Below are 18,346 nucleotides of genomic sequence, written 5' to 3' on the forward strand. Positions count from 1 at the left end.
GCGAGGAGAGGAGGAACGCCATGTGCAAATTGGCAACGACAGCAGCGACAGCTGCTCTTTTTCTGGTGGCCGGTGCCGCCGGTGCTGAGACGACGCTATTTTATTCGGAAGGTGGCCCCAATCGTGGCGTGCGCGCCGAAGCTACCAAATGGCTGATCGATGAGGTCGCCCGCCAGTCGGACGGCGATCTTTCGATCGATGTCAACTGGGGCGGCGCGCTGTTTTCCGACAAGGTCGCTGTCCAGTCGATCCGAGACGGTGTCGCGGACATGGGAACCGTAATCGGCGCCTATTTCCCGCAGGATATGATCGCTTATGGCCTCGCCGATCTGCCGATCCCGAATTCCGACCCCTGGGTCGGCATGCGCGCGATCGACGAGATCATGCGATCCGACGAAAAGATCGTGCAAAACCTCGCAGCCCAGAACCTGGTCTATGTCGGCACCTATACGACCTCGGCTGTGCAGGTCGGCTGCAAGGGGAAGGAAATCAAGTCTCTGGACGATTTGGCAGGGGTCAAGGTGCGTGGCGTCGGTGCCTATGGCAAGATGTTCCATGATCTTGGCGCGACCCCGGTCGATATGTCGGTATACGAGGCCTACCAAGGGCTGGAAACCGGCGTCATCGACTGCACCCAGACCTACACCTATCTGATCCACGCGCTGAAGTTTAACGAGGTTTTCGACAGCTTCACCGAGATCGATTTCGGGCAGATCGGGTCGCTTGGCGTCATCATGAACAAGGGCGTCTTCGACAGCCTCACGCCCGAACAGCAGGATGCGCTGATGACTGCGGGTCGAGGGCTTGCGGATGAATACGGTCGTCTGGTGACCTCGGCCAATGCTCAATCGCTGCAGATCTTGGCCGATCAGGGAACCCCGGTCTACAAGCTCTCCGACGAGGACAGGGTCCGGTTCGCGGCAGCTGGTGAGCCCTATATTGCGGACTGGATCGCGCGGGCGGACGCTGCAGGCCTCGACGGGCAGGCGTTGGTCGACCGCTATATCGAGCTGGTCGGCACTTATGCCAAGCAGCGCGACGAGCAGGGTTATCCTTGGGAACCCAAATAAATCCGAACGTCTGAAGTGGACCGTCGGCGCCTGGAGGGGTGCCGACACTCCAAATCCGTTGGGGAGGAGCAGAAATCATGAAGGCCATCGAACGCCTCATGCTTGAGTTTGCGACATTGTCGGCGCTGGTACTTGCCGTCTTCATCACGGTCGCGGTCGTCTCGCGTCAGGTCTTTGGAGTATCGCTGCCGGATGTTGTGATCATCGTTCGTGAGCTGATGATCACAACGATCGTGTTGCCGCTGGCCGCCACCACGGCGAACCGGGCCCATATTGCGGTAACCTTCGTCACGGACAACTTCTCGCCCCGGGTGCGCGGCGCGCTGGTCGTCTTCGGATGGGTCTTCGCTCTGCTGGCGATGCTGCCGCTGATCTATGCCAGCTATCGCTCGCTGTCGTCGTCCTGGACGTCTGGCGAATTCTACGACGGTCTTCTGGGCATCAAGCGCTGGCCTATGAAGGCAGTTTTCCTGGTCGGGCTGATCCTGATGACCGTCCGGCTGTTGATCGTCGCCGTGCAGGATTTCCTGCAACTTAAACGCACCGGTTCGGTGTGCCTCGACAGCCATCTCGACGAGGAGGCAATCTGAATGGATCCTTCAAGCATCGGCCTCTATGGCTTCGCGCTGGTCGTCCTGCTTCTGGCGATCCGAGTGCCCATCGCCTTTGTCCTGACCGGGGTGGCCAGCATCGGCACCTTCCTTGTCTTCGCCACGCGTGGTGGAAACTGGATGCCCGAGCGCGCGCTCAACCCCACGAGTTCGATGGTGGTGAACAGCTTCTTCGAGCTGATCCACAGCTACGACCTGTCGATGATCCCGCTTTTCGTGGCGCTCGGAAACATCGCCTATCACGCAGGGATCACCACGCGTATCTACAACTCGGCCAATGTCTGGCTGCGCGGGCTGCCGGGTGGCGTCGGGATCGCCTCGGTCGTGGGCTGCGCTGGGTTCTCGGCGATTTCGGGCTCCTCGGTGGCCTGCGCCTCGACGATGGGTCGGATCTGCGTCCCCGAAATGCTGCGCCTCGGCTATGACCGGCGCCTTGCAACCGCTTCTGTCGCGGCGGGCGGCACGCTCGGCTCGCTCATTCCGCCGTCGGTGCTATTCATTCTCTATGGCATCTTCACCGAAACTTCGATCAGCAAGCTGTTCCTGGCGGGCATCCTGCCCGGGCTTCTGACGCTGGCCGGATATGTGGTGGTCATCACGTGGTGGGCTGCGCGCAATCCGAACGCCGCGCCGCTCGACCCGGCGCCGTTGCCGGCGGGCGCGCGACGTCAGGCGGCGATCGCATCCTGGCCCGCAGTGCTGCTCTTCGGGGTTATCATCGGCGGCATCTATGGCGGGATTTTCACTGCAACCGAAGCCGCCGCGATCAGCGTGGTGCTGACAGCCCTGATCGGCCTGGTTCAGCGCACGCTCGGCCTGCGCCAACTGTGGGTCGCGATCCGCACCAGTCTGGAGCAGACCGCCGCCATCTTCCTGATTGCGGCGAGCGCCAAGATCTTCGTGTCCTTCGTGGCCCTGACGGGTGCTGCCGCGCTCGTGGCCGAGTGGGTGGCGGGGATGGATCTGTCGCCGCTCGTCCTGATGCTGTTCATCGTCATCCTCTACCTGTTCCTGGGGATGCTTCTGGATCCGGTCGGAATCATCGTCCTGACGCTGCCCTTCGTTATCCCTCTGGTCGAGCACATGCACATGGATCTGATCTGGTTCGGCGTCATCGTGGTCAAGCTGCTCGAAATCGGGCTGATCACGCCGCCCGTCGGTCTGAATGTCTTTGTCATCGGCAGTGTAGCCGGCCGCAGCGTCAAGGTGGACGATATCTTCAGCGGTGTCCTGCGCTTCCTTCTGATGGATATCGTAGTGCTGGCGCTCTTGGTGGCCTTTCCTATTATCTCAACGCTGATCTTGAACGGGTTATGAGATAAATGGAACACCACGATCCCAGAATGGCGACGACCTTGGCACGCGGCCTTTCCGTGCTGCGCGCCTTCCGCACCAACGATAACGGTCTGACGAATGCCGAGCTGGCCGCGCGCTGCGGCCTGCCGAAATCGACGATCTCCAGATTGACCTGGACGCTACGCGAACTGGGCTATCTGACGCGGGCCGAGGGCGAGGACCGGTTCCGGCCCGGGCCGTCGCTGGTCGCTGTGGGTCATGTCGCTGCAAGCTCGCTTTCCTTTATCGAACCCGCAGACGGCGTGATGAGCGCCTTGGCGGACCGGACCGGTACGCTGGTCTTGCTGGCGGTGCGGAATTTCGACCGGATGATCGTGTTGCGGACCTGGAAGCCAAAGGATGTCTATTCGCGGTGGATGGAAGTTGGTCATCGTCTGCCCCTGCAGCAGCGCTCGACGGCGCTGGCATTCGCGGGAGCGCTTTCATCGACCGAGTTCTCCGCCATCGATCAGAAACTGCAGTCGCTGGGCGGTTCGCCGCTTTTGCATGAGGAGTACCAGCAGGCCCGGGCCGAGCTGCGGGAGAGGGGGTTCATCTTGAATTCCGGAGAAACCGAGCCGACCAGGACATACCGCTCCGCCTCGGTGCCGTTCCGCGCAACCGAGCTCGACGAGCCCGTGGTCTTCAGCTGTGGCGAGCCGATTTCCAACTCTTCGGTCGCACATTTCGAAAAGGAGGTCGGCCCGGCGCTGCGCGAGGCCGTCCAGAACTTGGAGCGGCTGACCGGGCAGATGCCAAAGTTCGACTATGAGGATTGAGGATGAGCGTCGTACGTTATGAACCTGCCGGCGAGATCGGCTATATCGTCGTCAACAGCCCCCCAGTGAACGCCCTGTCCGTGGCTGTTCGCCAAGGTCTGCTCGATGCGATCGGTACTTTTGCCGCCGACGATGCACGGGTGGCGGTTCTGTATTGCGAAGGTCGGACCTTCATTGCAGGCGCGGACATTTCCGAATTTGGAAAGGCGCCGGTGCCTCCGTTCCTGCCGGATGTGATCGCCGCGATCGAGGCGAGTACAAAGCCGGTGATCGCTGCGCTGCACGGAACCGTGCTTGGCGGCGGGCTGGAAGTTGCCCTGGGGGCGCATGGTCGCATCGGGTTGAATGGCACCCGCGTGGGCCTGCCCGAGGTCACGCTGGGATTGATGCCTGGCGCTGGAGGGACGCAGCGCCTGCCGCGGGCGATCGGTATCGAAAAGGCGGCAGAGGTGATCACGTCCGGCCGTCAGATTGGTGCCGCCGAGGCATTGGATCTGGGTATCCTCGACGCGCTGTCTGATGCGGCGGACGCCCGGACCGCCGGCACCGCGGAGGCGCAGCGCTGGCTCGCGGAGGGCCGCGCGCCGCGTCGTCTGTCCGAAGTGCCGGCACCGGGCATCACGGACGACGCACTTGCGGCCTTGCGCGCCAAGGTTGACCGGACGGCCCGTGGCCAGGTGGCACCGCTCCGCGCTCTGGACACGATGATCGAGGGTCTTTCCATGCCCTTCCCGGCGGCGATGCAGCACGAACGCAGCGCCTTCCTGGCGCTGATGCAGACGCCGGAACGCGCCGCGCTGATCCATGCATTTTTCGCCGAGCGTGCGGCGGCTCAGATGCCTGTCAATGCCCGGCCGCGTCAGTTTCAACGCGTCGGGATCATCGGCGGCGGCACCATGGGCCAGGGCATCGCCGCGGCGGCCTTGAACGCGGGTCTCGACGTGACGCTTATCGAACGCGATCAGGCGGCGGCCGACAAGGCGCTCGCCGGGATCGCCCGGATGCAGGACGAGGCGGTCAAACGCGGGAAGTTATCCCAAGTAGACCGTGACGCGATGGTTCACGATCGCTTCCGGGCCGGATCCGATTACGCCGCCCTGTCCGAGAGCGATCTGGTGATCGAAGCGGTTTTCGAGAACATGGACGTGAAACAGGAGGTGTTCCGCCAGCTGGATCAGGTCTGCCGCCCGGGGGCGGTTCTGGCGACGAACACCTCGTATCTGGACGTCGACCAAATCGCCGGGGTGACCGGCCGGCCGCAGGATGTGATCGGGCTTCATTTCTTTTCGCCCGCCAATGTGATGCGCCTGCTCGAGATCGTCATCGCCGAGGCGACTGCGCCGGATGTGGTGGCGACCGCCTTCGCGCTGGCCAAGGCGATGGGCAAGATCGCGGTGCCCTCGGGCATCTGCGACGGGTTCATCGGCAACCGTATGTTGCTGGCCTATCGAACGGCGGCGGATCATCTGGTTCTGGATGGGGCCTCGCCCTTCCAGGTGGATCGCGCCGTCACGGGGCTGGGCTTCCCGATGGGGCCGTATCAGGTGGGTGATCTGGCGGGGCTGGACATCGGCTACGCCACGCGTCAGCGCAAGGCCGCGACGCGCGATCCGCGCGAACGGGTTCCCGTCTTCGCCGACCGCCTGGTCGAGGCTGGACGGCTGGGCCGCAAATCGGGGCAAGGCTATTATATCTATGACGCGGAGTCGCCCAAGGGCCGTCCTGCCCCCGATGTCGACGATCTGGTCGCGCAGGTTCGCAGCGATCTGGGGCTGACGCCGCGCAGTTTCGACGACGAGGAAATCCGCGACCGCTACATGGCGGCGATGGTGAACGAGGCGGCAAAGATCCTCGACGAGGGGATTGCGGCCAAACCCTCGGATATCGACGCGGTCCTGCTGCATGGTTACGGGTTCCCGCGCCACAAGGGCGGCCCGATGCACTGGGCGGATACAGTCGGTCTCGACCGGATCGTCGCGAACATCCTCAGCTATGCCGCCGATGATCCGTATTTCTGGGCGCTGTCGCCTCTGCTCGAGAAGCTGGCCAGCGAGGGACGCCGCTTTGCGGACCTGAACGCCAAGTCGAGCTGAACGACGCCACTGCCGAACACGTTAAAGAGGATACCTCCCATGGACATGAGCTTTTCGCCCGAGGACCAGCAGTTTCGCGCCGAGGTGCGCCAGTTTCTCGTTGAACGTCTTCCCAGCCGCCTGTCTGAAAAGGTCCGCCTGCAGCAGGAACTGACCAAGGCCGAGATCGAGGAGTGGCATGCCGTTCTGAACGAGCGCGGCTGGCTGGCGGGCAACTGGCCCAAAGAGTTTGGCGGTGCTGGTTGGACCGCGATCCAGCGTCACATCTTCGAAGAGGAAAGCGCCACCGCCTTCGCGCCGCGCGTGCTGCCCTTCGGGATCGCCATGCTCGGTCCCGTACTTCAGAAATTCGGCAGCAAGGAGCAGCAGGAGACCTTTCTCCCGCGTATCCTGAACGGTCAGGACTGGTGGTGCCAGGGGTATTCCGAACCCGGCGCGGGGTCCGATCTGGCCTCGCTCAAGACCTCGGCGGTGCGTGACGGAGAGCACTATGTCGTCAATGGCCAGAAAACCTGGACGACCTTGGGCCAGCACGCGAACTGGATCTTCTGCCTCGTCCGCACCCGCACGGACGGCAAGCCGCAGGAAGGCATCAGCTTTCTGCTGATCGACATGAACACCCCCGGCATCACTGTGCGCCCCATCATGTTGCTCGATGGAACGCCCGAAGTGAACGAGGTCTTTTTCGACGATGTGCGCGTGCCGGTGGAAAACCTGGTCGGCACAGAGAACGAAGGCTGGACCTATGCCAAATATCTCCTGACCCATGAGCGCACCAACATTGCCGGGGTGGGCTTTGCTACGGCCGGTCTATCGTCGCTGAAGCGGATCGCGCGCGGGCAGGTGGCCAATGGCAAACCGCTGATCGAGAACCCGGTGTTCGCGGCCAGGATCGCCGAGGTCGAAATCGAACTGATGGCGATGGCGACCACGAACCTGCGCTTGCTGGCACAAGCTGCGGCGGGGCAGGTGCCCGGCGCCGAAAGCTCGATGCTGAAGCTCAAGGGCACACAGATCCGGCAATCGATCAACGATCTGACCCGGCGTGCGGTCGGTCCTTGGGCGTTGACCTTCCCCTCCGAGGGCATCGAGGGCGCGAACGAGAACACCGTGCCCGGCCCGGATGAGGCCGCCGGGGCGACCCGCGCCTATCTGAACAACCGCAAGCTGTCGATCTACGGGGGCAGCAGCGAGGTGCAGCGCAGCATCATCGCCAAGCAGATCCTCGGTCTTTGAAGGAGCCAGATTGATGCAATTCACCTTTACCGAAGAACAGACCATGCTGGGCGACAGCCTGTTGCGTACGCTTGCCCGGGACAAGACACCGGCAGCGCTCATGGATCTTGGCGCGGGAGCGGCGCTGCTGTCGGAAGCGGATGGCGGGTTTGGCGGCACTGGCGCCGATATCCTGATGGTTTTCCGAACGTTGGGCCGGGCGCTTGCCGTTTCACCGCTTCTGGATAGCGTGGTGCTTGGTGCCGGTGTGCTGGCGCTGGCGGGCGAGGGCGATCTTGCCGAGCAGGCATCGGTGGGCGCGATACAGGTCGCGGTGGCGCTGGATGAACCCGGTCAGCGCTATGACGGCACGGTCGGGACCGTGGCCCGGGGTGGCCTGCTCACTGGCGAAAAGACCATGGTCTCGGGTGCGGATACTGCAACCCATCTGATCGTGAGCGCGACCGATGGGGTGTATCTGGTCGATGGCGCAGCGCAGGGCTTGACCGTGACCAGCTACCGCCTGATGGACGGCGGCCGCGCGGGCGAGGTCCGGCTTGCGGACACTCCCGCGCGCCGGATCGGCGATCTCACGCTGCTGGCCCGTCCCACCGCCGCTGCCATTCTGGCCGTCTGCGCCGATGCGCTCGGCGCGATGGAGGCTGCCGCCGAGCTGACGACCGACTATCTCAAAACCCGCAAGCAATTTGGCCGTCCCATCGGATCCTTCCAGGCCCTGCAGCATCGCATGGCGGATCTGGTCACCGAGATCGAACAGGCCCGCTCGGCGGTGTGGAACCTTGCTGGTCATCTGGACGACGAGGACCGCGACCGCCATGTCGCGGCAACCAAATCCCTGGTCGGCAAGATCGCCCGTCGCGTGGCCGAGGAAACCGTGCAGCTGCACGGGGGCATCGGCATGACCGAGGAATACGAACTGGCGTCGATAGTTCGCCGGCTTCTGGCCGCTGATACGCGTTTTGGTGACAGTGATCATCATCTTGAGCGGTTCATGGCGCTTTCTGCGGCATGAGTGACAGGCTGATCATCGACGAGACGGGCGCGCAGCGACTGGTGGGCTATACGCTTGATGTCGGCCACCCGGATGGTTGCGCCCGCTGCAGTCTGGTCGTGGATGCGCGACACACCAACAGGCATGGCGTCCTGCATGGCGGCATTGCCGCGATGCTTCTGGACAATGCCTGCGGGGCGACCGCCAGTCTGTCGATCGACAGCAGTGGGCGCACACCGTTCCTGACGGTGTCCCTGAACACGGATTTCCTGGCCGCAGGCAGGCCGGGACTGGTGACCGCCTCCGCGCGCATCGTGGGTGGGGGGCGGTCACTGAAATTCATTGCAGCAGAGCTCGTACAGGATGACGGCACATTGATCGCGACGGCGAGTGGCGTTTTCAAACGCGCGCCGACGCTGGAGGCGCGCGGCGGCGGAGACGCCTGAGCGATCGCAGGGGGAGGAGAAGGACAATGACAGAGCAGCGCGTTCATCACCTGCTTGAAAAGCAACGGGTCGAGCGGCCAGAGGCCATCGCCCTGCGCGATCACGATGGCGTGGAATACAGCTATGAAGCGCTGGCCCATGCGGTCGACTGGATGAGCATGGATCTGGCCGCCCGCGGGTTGCGCGCCGGTGATCGGTTGCTCGTGGTTGCGGAAAACTGTGCCGCGCAGGTCGGACTGGTGCTGGCGGCGTCCCAGCTGGACGCCATCGCGGTGCCGGTGAACGCCCGCATGACCGAGCACGAGCTACACCGGATCGCGAACCACGCCGATCCACGGCTTTCGGTCTATCTGGGTAATGTCTCGGGCCCCGCGCGGACACATGCGGAAATTGGCGATGCGGTCCATTGGGACACGCCGCTGGGTGCGCTGCTCATCTCTCCCGAGGTGCGCCAGGCGCTGCCGGAGCCGGTGCGCGACGATGCAAAACAGATCGCGGTGCTGCTCTACACGACCGGCACCACCGGCACACCCAAGGGGGTGATGCTGTCGCATGGCAATCTGCTTTATGGCGGCAAGACGTCGGCGCTGATGCGGGGCCTTGTCCCGGAGGATCTTATCCTTGGCGTGCTTCCGATGACGCATGTCTTCGGGCTCGCCTCCATGTGCGTGGGTGGTCTTGCGGCGGGTTCGACGCTGTGGCTCATGCCCCGCTTCTCGGCCTCCGCGGTGATCGACGCGCTGGAGGCGGGCGTCACCGTCCTGCCCGCGGTGCCCCAGATCCACGCCTCGATCATGGCCGAGGCCTCCAGGCGCGGGCTCGACCATGCGCCGGGCGGGTATATACGCTACGTCTCTTCGGGCGCCGCCCCGCTGGACCCGGAGTGGAAGCGCATGGCCGAAGCCTTTTACGGGATTGCGCTGCAAAACGGCTATGGCATGACCGAAACCTCGGCTGGGGTCACGCTGACCACCAATCCCATCGGCGTGCCCGATGTCAGTGTGGGTCGGGCCCTGCCAAATGTGGAACTGCGCCTTGGCAGCGTCGGCGAGGATGGCGTCGGCGAAGTCTTGACACGCGGTCCCCATGTGACACCGGGCTATTTCCGTAATGAACAGGCGACACAGGAGGCCTTCGATGCCGATGGGTTCCTGCGTACCGGCGATCTGGGGCGCCTTGACGACGCGGGGAACCTGCATATCGCCGGGCGCTCGCGTGAGCTTATCATTCGTGGTGGCTTCAATGTGTATCCCCCCGAGGTCGAGGCGGCGCTGAACGATCACCCGAAGGTGGTGCAGACTGCCGTGATCGGCCGCACAACGGAGGGAGGCAACGAAGAGGTGCTGGCCTTCTGCCAGGTGGCACGGGAAAGCGACGTGACCGAGGCGGATCTGCTGGAACATGTCGTCGACAGGCTGTCCCCGTACAAGCGCCCCTCACGGATCGTGATTGCCACCGAACTGCCCGCCGCCCCCACCGGAAAAATCCTGAAGAACAAGCTTCTGGGTGTTTTCGCCGACCGCCTGTGACCGCGACGCAGGGGCGGCGCCGGTTTCCCGAAACTTTCTCGACTATGCCAGGCCCGCGTCGAAGCGGGACGAAACGAACTTGGACAAGATGTGAGGACGACATGAGTGAGGCATTCATCTGCGACTATATCCGCACGCCCATTGGCCGCTATGGTGGCGCGCTGGCATCGGTCAGAACCGACGATTTGGCCGCGATCCCGCTGCGGGCGCTGATCGAGCGCAATCCGGGGCTCGATCCCGCCGCCATCGAAGAGGTGTGGTACGGGAATGCCAACCAGGCGGGTGAGGACAACCGCAACGTGGCGCGCATGGCGGTGCTGCTGGCCGGTCTTCCGGACACCGTGCCCGCGGTCACCGTCAACCGGCTGTGCGGCTCTGGGCTCGAGGCGGTTGCCGCGGCGGCGCGCGCGATCCGCAGCGGCGAGATGGAACTGGCCGTTGCGGGCGGCGTCGAAGGCATGACACGCGCTCCTTTCGTCATGTCGAAATCCTCGACGGCTTGGGGTCGGTCGCACGAGATCCATGACACCACGATCGGCTGGCGCTTCGTCAATCCGAAGATGCAGGCGGAATATGGGATCGACTCGATGCCGGAAACGGCCCAGAACCTTGCCGACGAATACGATATCAGCCGCGCCGATCAGGACGCCTTCGCACTGCGCTCCCAAGCGCGGGCATCCGCGGCACAGGCGAACGGACGGCTCGCCGCCGAGATCGTTCCGGTGACGGTCACTTTGGGGCGCGGTAAGACTGCCGAGGTTGCGCAGGATGAACATCCGCGTGAAACGAGCCTCGAGTCGCTTGCGAAGCTGCGACCGATCACCCGCCCCGACGGTTCGGTGACCGCGGGCAATGCCTCGGGCGTGAACGACGGGGCCGCCGCGTTGATCGTCGCCTCGGCCGCCGCGGCGAAACGCCATGGGCTTACCCCGATTGCGCGGATCGTCGGCGCCGCCTCGGCCGGGGTGGCGCCACGGGTGATGGGATACGGGCCGGTGCCCGCGGTGCAGAAGCTGCTGGCGAAGACTGGGATCACGCTCGACGATCTGGATGCGATCGAACTGAACGAGGCGTTCGCGGCCCAAGCACTCGCGGTGACGCGCGGCCTTGGCCTTGCGGATGACGACGCGCGGATCAATCGCAACGGGGGTGCAATCGCATTGGGCCATCCGCTCGGGATGAGCGGGGTGCGCATCGCGGGTTCTGCGGCGCTAGAGCTTCAGAGAACCGGCGGGCGCTACGCTCTGGCAACGATGTGCATAGGTGTCGGCCAAGGCGCGGCCCTGCTCATCGAGAAAGTCTGAAGGAGAAACGCATGAAAATCCTCGTCCCCGTCAAACGGGTGATCGACTACAACGTGAAGGTTCGCGTGAAAGCGGACGGGAGCGGTGTCGATCTTGCGAACGTCAAGATGTCGATGAACCCGTTCGACGAGATTGCCGTGGAAGAGGCGATCCGTCTGAAGGAGAAGGGCGCGGCTGATGAGATCGTCGTGGTTTCGATCGGCGTGAAGCAAGCGCAGGAGACGCTGCGCACGGCGCTCGCCATGGGTGCGGATCGCGCGATCTTGGTGGTTGCCGCCGATGACGTGCATCAGGACATCGAGCCGCTCGCGGTCGCCAAGATCCTCGCCAAGGTTGTTGCGGAAGAGGCCCCGGGCCTTGTCATCGCAGGCAAGCAGGCGATCGACAACGACATGAACGCGACGGGTCAGATGCTCTCGGCTCTCTTGGGCTGGAGCCAGGCGACCTTCGCCTCGGAGCTCGAGATTGTCGGTGACAGTGCGAAAGTCACCCGCGAGGTCGATGGCGGTCTGCAGACGATTTCGGTGAAACTCCCGGCGATCGTGACGGCCGACCTGCGTCTCAACGAGCCGCGCTACGCCTCGCTGCCGAACATCATGAAGGCCAAGAAAAAGCCGCTCGATGAGAAGACCGCCGCCGACTACGGCGTCGACGTGACCCCGCGCCTGTCGGTCGTCAAGACCGCCGAACCCGCGGGCCGTTCGGCCGGTATCAAGGTCGGTTCGGTCGACGAGCTGGTCGGCAAACTCAAAGACGCGGGGGTGATCTGATGTCGGTTCTTCTGATTGCAGAGGTCGGCGGCCTCGACGCGACCGCCAAGGCGCTCACGGCGGCGAAGACGCTCGGGCCGGTGACGGTTCTTGTCGCGGGCGGCGATGCGGCGCCGTTTGCCGCGCTCGACGGCGTGGCCAAGGTTCTGGTCGCCGATGACGCGGCTTACGTGCATGGTCTGGCCGAGCCGGTCGCCGATCTGATCGTGTCGCTCGCGGGTGGTGTCACCCACATCGTCGCGCCCTCGACGGCCTTTGCCAAGAACGTGCTGCCGCGGGTCGCGGCGCTGCTCGACGTGATGGTGCTCTCGGATGTGACGGGCGTTGTCGATGCCGACACGTTCGAGCGCCCGATCTATGCCGGCAACGCGATCCAGACCGTGAAGTCGGTTGATCCAGTGAAGGTGATGACGATCCGCACGGCCTCGTTCGAGGCCGCCGGTGCGGGTGGTTCGGCGCCGATCGAAGCTGCGGCCTCTGCCGGTGACAAGGGCCTGAGCGCCTGGGTCGAGGACAAGGTGGCGGCCTCGGATCGCCCGGAACTGACCTCGGCCAAGATCGTCGTCTCGGGCGGTCGTGGCGTCGGCTCGGAAGAGAGCTTCGCGATCATCACCGCGCTCGCCGACAAGCTCGGCGCGGCGGTCGGCGCCTCGCGCGCGGCGGTCGACAGTGGCTTCGCGCCGAACGACTGGCAGGTCGGTCAGACCGGCAAGGTCGTGGCGCCCGAGCTCTACATCGCCTGCGGCATCTCCGGCGCGATCCAGCACCTCGCGGGGATGAAGGACAGCAAAGTCATCGTCGCGATCAACAAGGACGAAGAGGCCCCGATCTTCCAGGTCGCCGACTTCGGACTGGTCGCCGACCTGTTCACCGCAGTGCCGGAACTGACCGGCAAACTCTGAGGACGGAACCGGGGGTTTTGCACCCCCGGACCCACCCGAGAATCCTAGTCAAAAGAGCGTAACTTGAGGCGGGGAGCGCGGTCACGTGGTTCCGTCGCAAAGTTTTGCTGAAGTCGGATTAGCCCCGCCGTAGGGCAGACTCATGCTGCGAGCCCGGCGAAGATCTGAAAAGCCGACATGCTATCGGTTGGGATCTGCCCCTTTCGGATCATGTGCGCGGTCTCAATGCTTGCGATGGTGGCGGCCGCGGAGTGGAAAGCTTTGAGGTTCCGTCGCAAACTTTTCCGGGTGGCGGAGTAGCCCGAGCTAAGGACACAATTATGCCGCGAGCTCCACGAAGGTCTGAAACGCGGTGGTGCCGCTGGCCGGGATCTGGCCCTTTCTGATCATGTGGACGGCCTCAATCCCGGCGATGGTCGCTGCGGCCGAATGGAACGCCTTGAAGCCCATCATCGGGCCGGTGATCCGCTTGATGAAGCGATGGTCCTGTTCAAGTATGTTATTGAGGAATTTGACCTGCCGGACCTCGATGGTGCGTCCATCACCGGTGAATTTCAGGATCACGTTCACCGCCTGCAGGCCGGCCAGGTTGGCACCGCTCTTGTCGATCACGACCCAGTCGGGCACGCCATTCGTGTCGATCGCCCGCTTGAAGAACCGCCGGGCAGCGGCCAGATTGCGGTGCTCCGAGAGCATGAAGTCAAGGGTTTGGCCATCCCGATCGACGGCGCGGTAGAGGTAGGTCCACTTGCCCTTCACCTTGATGTAGGTCTCGTCCATCCGCCAAGAACAGGCCGTTGAGCGTTTTCTAGCTTGCACCTGGGCCGCGATCAGCGGCGCAAATTTCACCACCCACCGGTTCAGCGTTGCGTGGTCAACCGCCACCCCGCGCTCGGCCAGAATCTCCTCAAGGTCGCGGTACGAGACCGCATAGCGGAGGTAGAAGAACACCGCGTGCAGGATCACCGACTTTGGATAGTGCACGCCCTTGAACTCGATCACGCCAAACGCCTCTCGCCAACTCTCTGACAACGCTGACATATCACGCGCGCTTGGAACGTCGAAAGTTTGCGACAGAACCCACAGGCCTGCGGTATCTTCACACGTCATAACTCTGAGCTTGGAAAAGCCATTCCTGGTGAAGGTCGACTAGAAGCAGAATAGTGGGATGACCAAGCGCCACCGCACCATATTGGGCTGAGAGTTTGCCTCGCCAAATCTTCTTGGATTTCCGTAAGTAGATGTATAAAAAGCGAAAACCCGCGAGGACCTGTAACGGCTGTCGCGGGCTTCTAAGGGTTTGAAGGCCTGACTTTGCCTTCGATTGCTCTCATATATGGGTATCTTCGCACGACTGTCAAGCGCAGTGTGAAAGTCGTGCGAACAGTCGATCGGAGCATTAAGTACTTGGTAACAAATATAATTTCTCAAGAACGCCTCACGAAGTACCTCGTTGCTGCTGGTCACGATCCAGATCGCGCTCTCGCCCTCTATGGCTGGAACATTCAGCTCAGTGAGGCTTTCTTCCCTGTACTGAGCGCAGCCGAGGTCAGTCTAAGGAACATAATCGTCGCTCGCCTCATCGCGCTCTATGGTCCGCAATGGTGGGATGACCCTGCCTTTCTCTTGCAGATCAAGAGCGGCGGCAAGCGCATAGTAAAAACAGCACGCGACAAGCTCGTCACAACGGGCGCGGTTACCTCAGGGCGAATGACCGCAGAGCTCAATTTTGGATTCTGGGTGAAAATGCTGCTGCCAAGGCACGAACCCGTCTTCTGGGCAAATCTGCATGGAGACTTCCCTCACCTGCCGGGGCCTGTTTCCTATGCACAACTATACAAGCGCTGTGACGATGTCCGTGAATTTCGCAACCGCGTCTTTCATCATGAACCAATTCTTCATCGAAATATCACCGCTGAGTATAGTCAGATCATGGAACTGATTAAATGGTTGAGCCCAGATAAGGCCATCTGGATCAAACAATATTCCCGGGTCATGACGGTCGTGCGGCAGAAGCCGTGAGCATTGCCGACTGACAACAGACTAGCCCCCGCTTGTCTGCGTGGAACGAGATCAGCTCACCCGAACCGCCGTCCTCCTTCCGTGAACGTATACGCGTTGACGATGATACCCTCCTCGATGGCCTGGTCTGAGGTGAGGTGGTCGTATTCGGCTTCAAGCTGGCGGTAGAGCCAGCGGGCCAGATCACGCAGCGCCTCGGTCACGACGTCTTGCGCGTCCTCGGTCGGCGGCTGCCAGGTCGCGCTGTCCCGCGAGACGTCCACCGACATGGTGTATTCAGGGGTCTGATGCCGGAGGGGGCAGAATCCTACGTTAAGGGGTGGTTTGGGCCGATTTTCGCTGCAGTGTTCTGTAGACGGTCGGCCTTGAAACGGAGAAGAGCTCAGCGAGATCGCTGATGGAGTAGTCGCCGGAAGCGTGCATCCGGCTCAGCTCTTTCTGTTGTTTTTCCGAGAGCTTCGGCTGTTTTCCACGGAGTTTGCCCTTGGCGCGGGCGATGGCCATGCCCTCGCGGGTGCGCATGCGGATGAGATCGGCCTCGAATTCGGCAAAGGTGGCGAGGATGTTGAAGAACATCTTTCCCATTGGGTCGGCCGGATCGTAGACCGATGCGCCAAGGGCGAGCTTGACACCCTTCTTTTCCAACTGATCCGCGATCGCGCGGGCGTCCGGGACGGACCTGGCCAGCCGGTCCAGCTTGGGCACGACAAACGTGTCGCCTGCGCGTACTGCGGCCAGCGCTTGGTCGAGACCGGGCCGGTCGCGGTTCGTGCCTGTCAGGCCGTGGTCGGTGTAGATGCGATCTTCGGCGACCCCGAGCACTGCCAGGGCTGCACGTTGCGCCGTCAGATCCTGACGGTCGGTGGAGCAGCGAGCATAGCCAATCTTGGTCTCATTCATGCCGCGAGTGTACGGATAAGGGGCCACATGTGCGAATCAAATCGTACCATCTATACGAGCCATGGCGAGGCGCGGTTTCCTTGCCGTTCTCTGCCACCTCTACCCATGTCCGCTGATCGGTCCCCTTACGGACGGTCGTCCATCACGATTTCATGAAAGATCGCCATGCCAAGACGCAGCATTCTCACCGACCGCCAACGGGCGGCATTGTTCGACCTGCCGACTGATGACGCGTCGATGCTGCGCCATTACACCCTGGCGGACGACGATCTGGAGATCATCCATGCCCGCCGCCGTCCGCACAATCGCTTCGGCTTTGCCCTGCAACTCTGCGCGCTGCGGTATCCCGGGCGGCTGCTGGTGCCGGGCGAGGTCATTCCACTGGCAGTCACGCGCTTTCTGGCAGCGCAGCTTGGGATAAGGCCTGATGACCTGGCCGGATATGCCGCGCGCGAGGAGACCCGGCATGAGCACCTGGCCACCTTGCGCGAAATCTATGGTTACAAGATGTTCGCGGGCCGTGGGGCGCGCGATCTGAAAATCTGGCTTGAAGGTGCGGCCGAAACCGCCCGGTCGAACGAGGATCTGGCACGGCGCTTCGTCGAGCAATGCCGGGCGGCCCAGACCGTCCTGCCCGGAATCACGGTCATCGAGCGGCTTTGCGCGGATGCGCTCGTCGCGGCTGAACGGCGGGTCGACGCCCGGATCGCCAGTCGGCTGGACGATGACATGCGAACGCAGCTCGATGCCCTTCTGACCGAAGATGCGGGCGGCTCGGTTACGCGGTTCGTCTGGCTGCGTCAGTTCGAGATCGGGCGGAACTCGGCTGATATGAACCGCCTGCTGGACCGCCTGGAATACTTGCAGGCTTTGGAATTGGACCGGGGCACTCTGGCGAATGTACCGCCGCACCGGGTTGCCCGCCTTCGCCGGCAGGGCGAGCGATACTTCGCGGGCGATCTGCGGGATATCTCGGGTGACCGCCGTCTCGCCATTCTTGCGGTCTGTGCTCTGGAATGGCGCAGCGCCATTGCCGACGCCGTGGTCGAGACCCACGATCGGATCGTCGGCAAGACCTGGCGCGAGGCGAAATCGCGATGTGACGCCCGGATGGACGATGCCAAATCGGCGCTGAAGGACACCCTGCAATCCTTCGCCACCCTCGGTTCCGCCCTCCTGGAAGCGCATGAGGACCGGGCCTCCCTCGAAGAGGCCGTCGGCAATGCCGGAGATTGGCTATCGCTCAAGGGGCTTGTCGCCACGGCGACCCAGCTCACAGACACCCTGGCCGCCGATCCGCTGGCGCATGTCGGTCACGGTTATCATCGGTTCCGGCGCTACGCGCCGCGCATGTTGCGGGCGCTCGACATTTGCGCCGCGCCCGTGGCGGAACCGCTGCTGGCGGCGAGCGCGATCATCGCGGGCACGGAGACGGCGACGGTCCTGCCACTGACATTCCTTCGTCGAGGCTCGAAATGGTTGCGGCATCTGAACGCGGATGCTGACGAGGCAAGCAGACTCTGGGAGGTCGCGGTCCTGTTCCATCTGCGCGAAGCCTTCCGTTCTGGCGATATCTGGCTCGGGCATTCGCGCAGATTTGGCGATCTGAAGGAAGCGCTGGTCCCGGTCGAGGTCGCACGCGACACGCCAAGGCTGGCCATGCCCTTCGAACCTGAGGCCTGGCTGGCGGATCGTAAGCTGCGCATGTCCGATGCCATATGCCGACTGGCGCGCGCGGCAAAGGCCGGGGCGATCCCCGGCGGCTCCATCGAGGACGGCACCTTGAAAATCGACCGGCTGACCGCGGCGGTTCCCGAGGAAGCCGACGCCCTGGTGCTCGATCTCTATGGCCGCCTGCCGGAAGTCAGGGTCACGGATCTTCTGCTGGAGGTGGACGATGAGATCGGGTTTACCGAGGCCTTCACGCACTTGCGCACCGGCGCGCCCTGCAAGGACAGGATCGGCCTGTTGAATGTGCTGCTTGCCGAGGGATTGAATCTCGGCCTCAGCAAGATGGCCGGGGCCACGAACACGCACGACTTTTTCCAGCTTTCCCGCCTGTCACGCTGGCATGTCGAGAGCGAGGCGATGGCGCGCGCCCTGGCCATGGTGATCGAAGGACAGTCGGCGTTGCCGATGGCACGCTTCTGGGGCGCCGGGCAGACCGCGTCGAGCGACGGCCAGTTCTTCTCGACGACACGTCAGGGCGAGGCGATGAACCTGATCAACGCCAAGTACGGCCATGAACCCGGGCTGAAAGCCTACACCCACGTCTCCGACCAGTTCGGACCCTTCGCCACACAGACCATTCCGGCTACCGTGAACGAAGCGCCCTACATCCTTGACGGCCTGCTGATG

At 63.3% G+C, this 18,346-nt stretch carries 16 protein-coding genes and 1 pseudogene; 14 read left to right on the plus strand and 3 right to left on the minus strand.

All coding sequences use genetic code 11. The features are described from left to right. Window positions 1-20 precede the first annotated feature (20 nt). The 12 genes from LZA78_RS16560 to LZA78_RS16615 all read left to right on the plus strand — a co-directional run bounded on the left by LZA78_RS16560 (window position 21) and on the right by LZA78_RS16615 (window position 13,066). Window positions 21-1,070 carry a C4-dicarboxylate TRAP transporter substrate-binding protein gene (locus LZA78_RS16560; protein WP_233678015.1) on the plus strand — a complete coding sequence of 350 codons (1,050 nt, stop codon included), beginning with the start codon at window positions 21-23 and terminating at the stop codon, window positions 1,068-1,070. A gap of 77 nt (window positions 1,071-1,147) precedes the next feature. Continuing rightward, window positions 1,148-1,660, plus strand: a complete 513-nt coding sequence (locus tag LZA78_RS16565) for a TRAP transporter small permease (protein WP_233678016.1) — start codon at window positions 1,148-1,150, stop codon at window positions 1,658-1,660. After that, window positions 1,661-2,998 (plus strand): TRAP transporter large permease, encoded by a 1,338-nt coding sequence (locus LZA78_RS16570; protein WP_233678017.1) that lies wholly within the window; start codon window positions 1,661-1,663, stop codon window positions 2,996-2,998. Window positions 2,999-3,003: 5 nt separating this feature from the next. Next, window positions 3,004-3,795, plus strand: a complete 792-nt coding sequence (locus tag LZA78_RS16575; protein WP_206894445.1) for an IclR family transcriptional regulator — start codon at window positions 3,004-3,006, stop codon at window positions 3,793-3,795. Between the two features lie 2 nt (window positions 3,796-3,797). Beyond that, entirely contained in the window at window positions 3,798-5,888 is a 2,091-nt protein-coding gene (locus LZA78_RS16580) for a 3-hydroxyacyl-CoA dehydrogenase NAD-binding domain-containing protein (protein WP_233678018.1), read from the plus strand. A 39-nt stretch (window positions 5,889-5,927) separates the two neighbouring features. Further along, complete coding sequence (locus LZA78_RS16585; RefSeq protein WP_233678019.1) at window positions 5,928-7,124, plus strand: acyl-CoA dehydrogenase family protein; 1,197 nt, start codon at window positions 5,928-5,930, stop codon at window positions 7,122-7,124. Between the two features lie 13 nt (window positions 7,125-7,137). Beyond that, on the plus strand, window positions 7,138-8,136 hold the full coding sequence (locus tag LZA78_RS16590) for an acyl-CoA dehydrogenase family protein (protein WP_206894457.1): 999 nt from the start codon (window positions 7,138-7,140) through the stop codon (window positions 8,134-8,136). Further along, the gene (locus tag LZA78_RS16595; protein ID WP_233678020.1) at window positions 8,133-8,561 is read left to right on the plus strand and encodes a PaaI family thioesterase; all 429 of its coding nucleotides are present in this window, start codon (window positions 8,133-8,135) and stop codon (window positions 8,559-8,561) included. The genes LZA78_RS16590 and LZA78_RS16595 overlap by 4 nt, the downstream gene beginning before the upstream one ends. A 26-nt stretch (window positions 8,562-8,587) precedes the next feature. Next, on the plus strand, window positions 8,588-10,090 hold the full coding sequence (locus LZA78_RS16600; protein ID WP_233678021.1) for a class I adenylate-forming enzyme family protein: 1,503 nt from the start codon (window positions 8,588-8,590) through the stop codon (window positions 10,088-10,090). Between the two features lie 101 nt (window positions 10,091-10,191). Then, window positions 10,192-11,394, plus strand: coding sequence for a 3-oxoadipyl-CoA thiolase (gene pcaF / locus LZA78_RS16605; RefSeq protein ID WP_206894463.1), 1,203 nt, complete (start codon window positions 10,192-10,194; stop codon window positions 11,392-11,394). A gap of 11 nt (window positions 11,395-11,405) precedes the next feature. Continuing rightward, window positions 11,406-12,164 carry an electron transfer flavoprotein subunit beta/FixA family protein gene (locus LZA78_RS16610; RefSeq protein WP_206894464.1) on the plus strand — a complete coding sequence of 253 codons (759 nt, stop codon included), beginning with the start codon at window positions 11,406-11,408 and terminating at the stop codon, window positions 12,162-12,164. Then, entirely contained in the window at window positions 12,164-13,066 is a 903-nt protein-coding gene (locus LZA78_RS16615) for an electron transfer flavoprotein subunit alpha/FixB family protein (protein WP_206894466.1), read from the plus strand. Before LZA78_RS16610 ends, LZA78_RS16615 begins: the two co-directional genes overlap by 1 nt. A gap of 318 nt (window positions 13,067-13,384) precedes the next feature. On the opposite strand, the gene LZA78_RS16625 is transcribed toward LZA78_RS16615, so the two are convergent. Further along, window positions 13,385-14,068 carry an IS6 family transposase gene (locus LZA78_RS16625; protein WP_233678022.1) on the minus strand — a complete coding sequence of 228 codons (684 nt, stop codon included), beginning with the start codon at window positions 14,066-14,068 and terminating at the stop codon, window positions 13,385-13,387. A gap of 366 nt (window positions 14,069-14,434) precedes the next feature. Between LZA78_RS16625 and LZA78_RS16630 the strand changes: the two genes are divergently transcribed. Further along, window positions 14,435-15,088 carry an Abi family protein gene (locus tag LZA78_RS16630; RefSeq protein WP_233678023.1) on the plus strand — a complete coding sequence of 218 codons (654 nt, stop codon included), beginning with the start codon at window positions 14,435-14,437 and terminating at the stop codon, window positions 15,086-15,088. Between the two features lie 56 nt (window positions 15,089-15,144). Here the strand turns inward: LZA78_RS16630 and LZA78_RS16635 are convergent. Together LZA78_RS16635 and LZA78_RS16640 are read right to left on the minus strand one after the other, a co-directional pair. Further along, window positions 15,145-15,366 (minus strand): annotated as a pseudogene (locus LZA78_RS16635) (DUF8835 domain-containing pootine); the annotation flags it as partial. A gap of 34 nt (window positions 15,367-15,400) precedes the next feature. Continuing rightward, the gene (locus LZA78_RS16640; RefSeq protein ID WP_233678024.1) at window positions 15,401-15,988 is read right to left on the minus strand and encodes a recombinase family protein; all 588 of its coding nucleotides are present in this window, start codon (window positions 15,986-15,988) and stop codon (window positions 15,401-15,403) included. A gap of 165 nt (window positions 15,989-16,153) precedes the next feature. On the opposite strand from LZA78_RS16640, the gene LZA78_RS16645 reads away from it, so the two are divergent. Further along, window positions 16,154-18,346, plus strand: a 2,193-nt coding sequence (locus tag LZA78_RS16645; protein WP_233678025.1) for a Tn3 family transposase, incomplete at its 3' end; no start/stop codon positions are given.

Origin of the sequence: Rhodobacter flavimaris (assembly GCF_021378075.1) — a bacterium.
GTDB lineage: Bacteria > Pseudomonadota > Alphaproteobacteria > Rhodobacterales > Rhodobacteraceae > Rhodobacter > Rhodobacter flavimaris.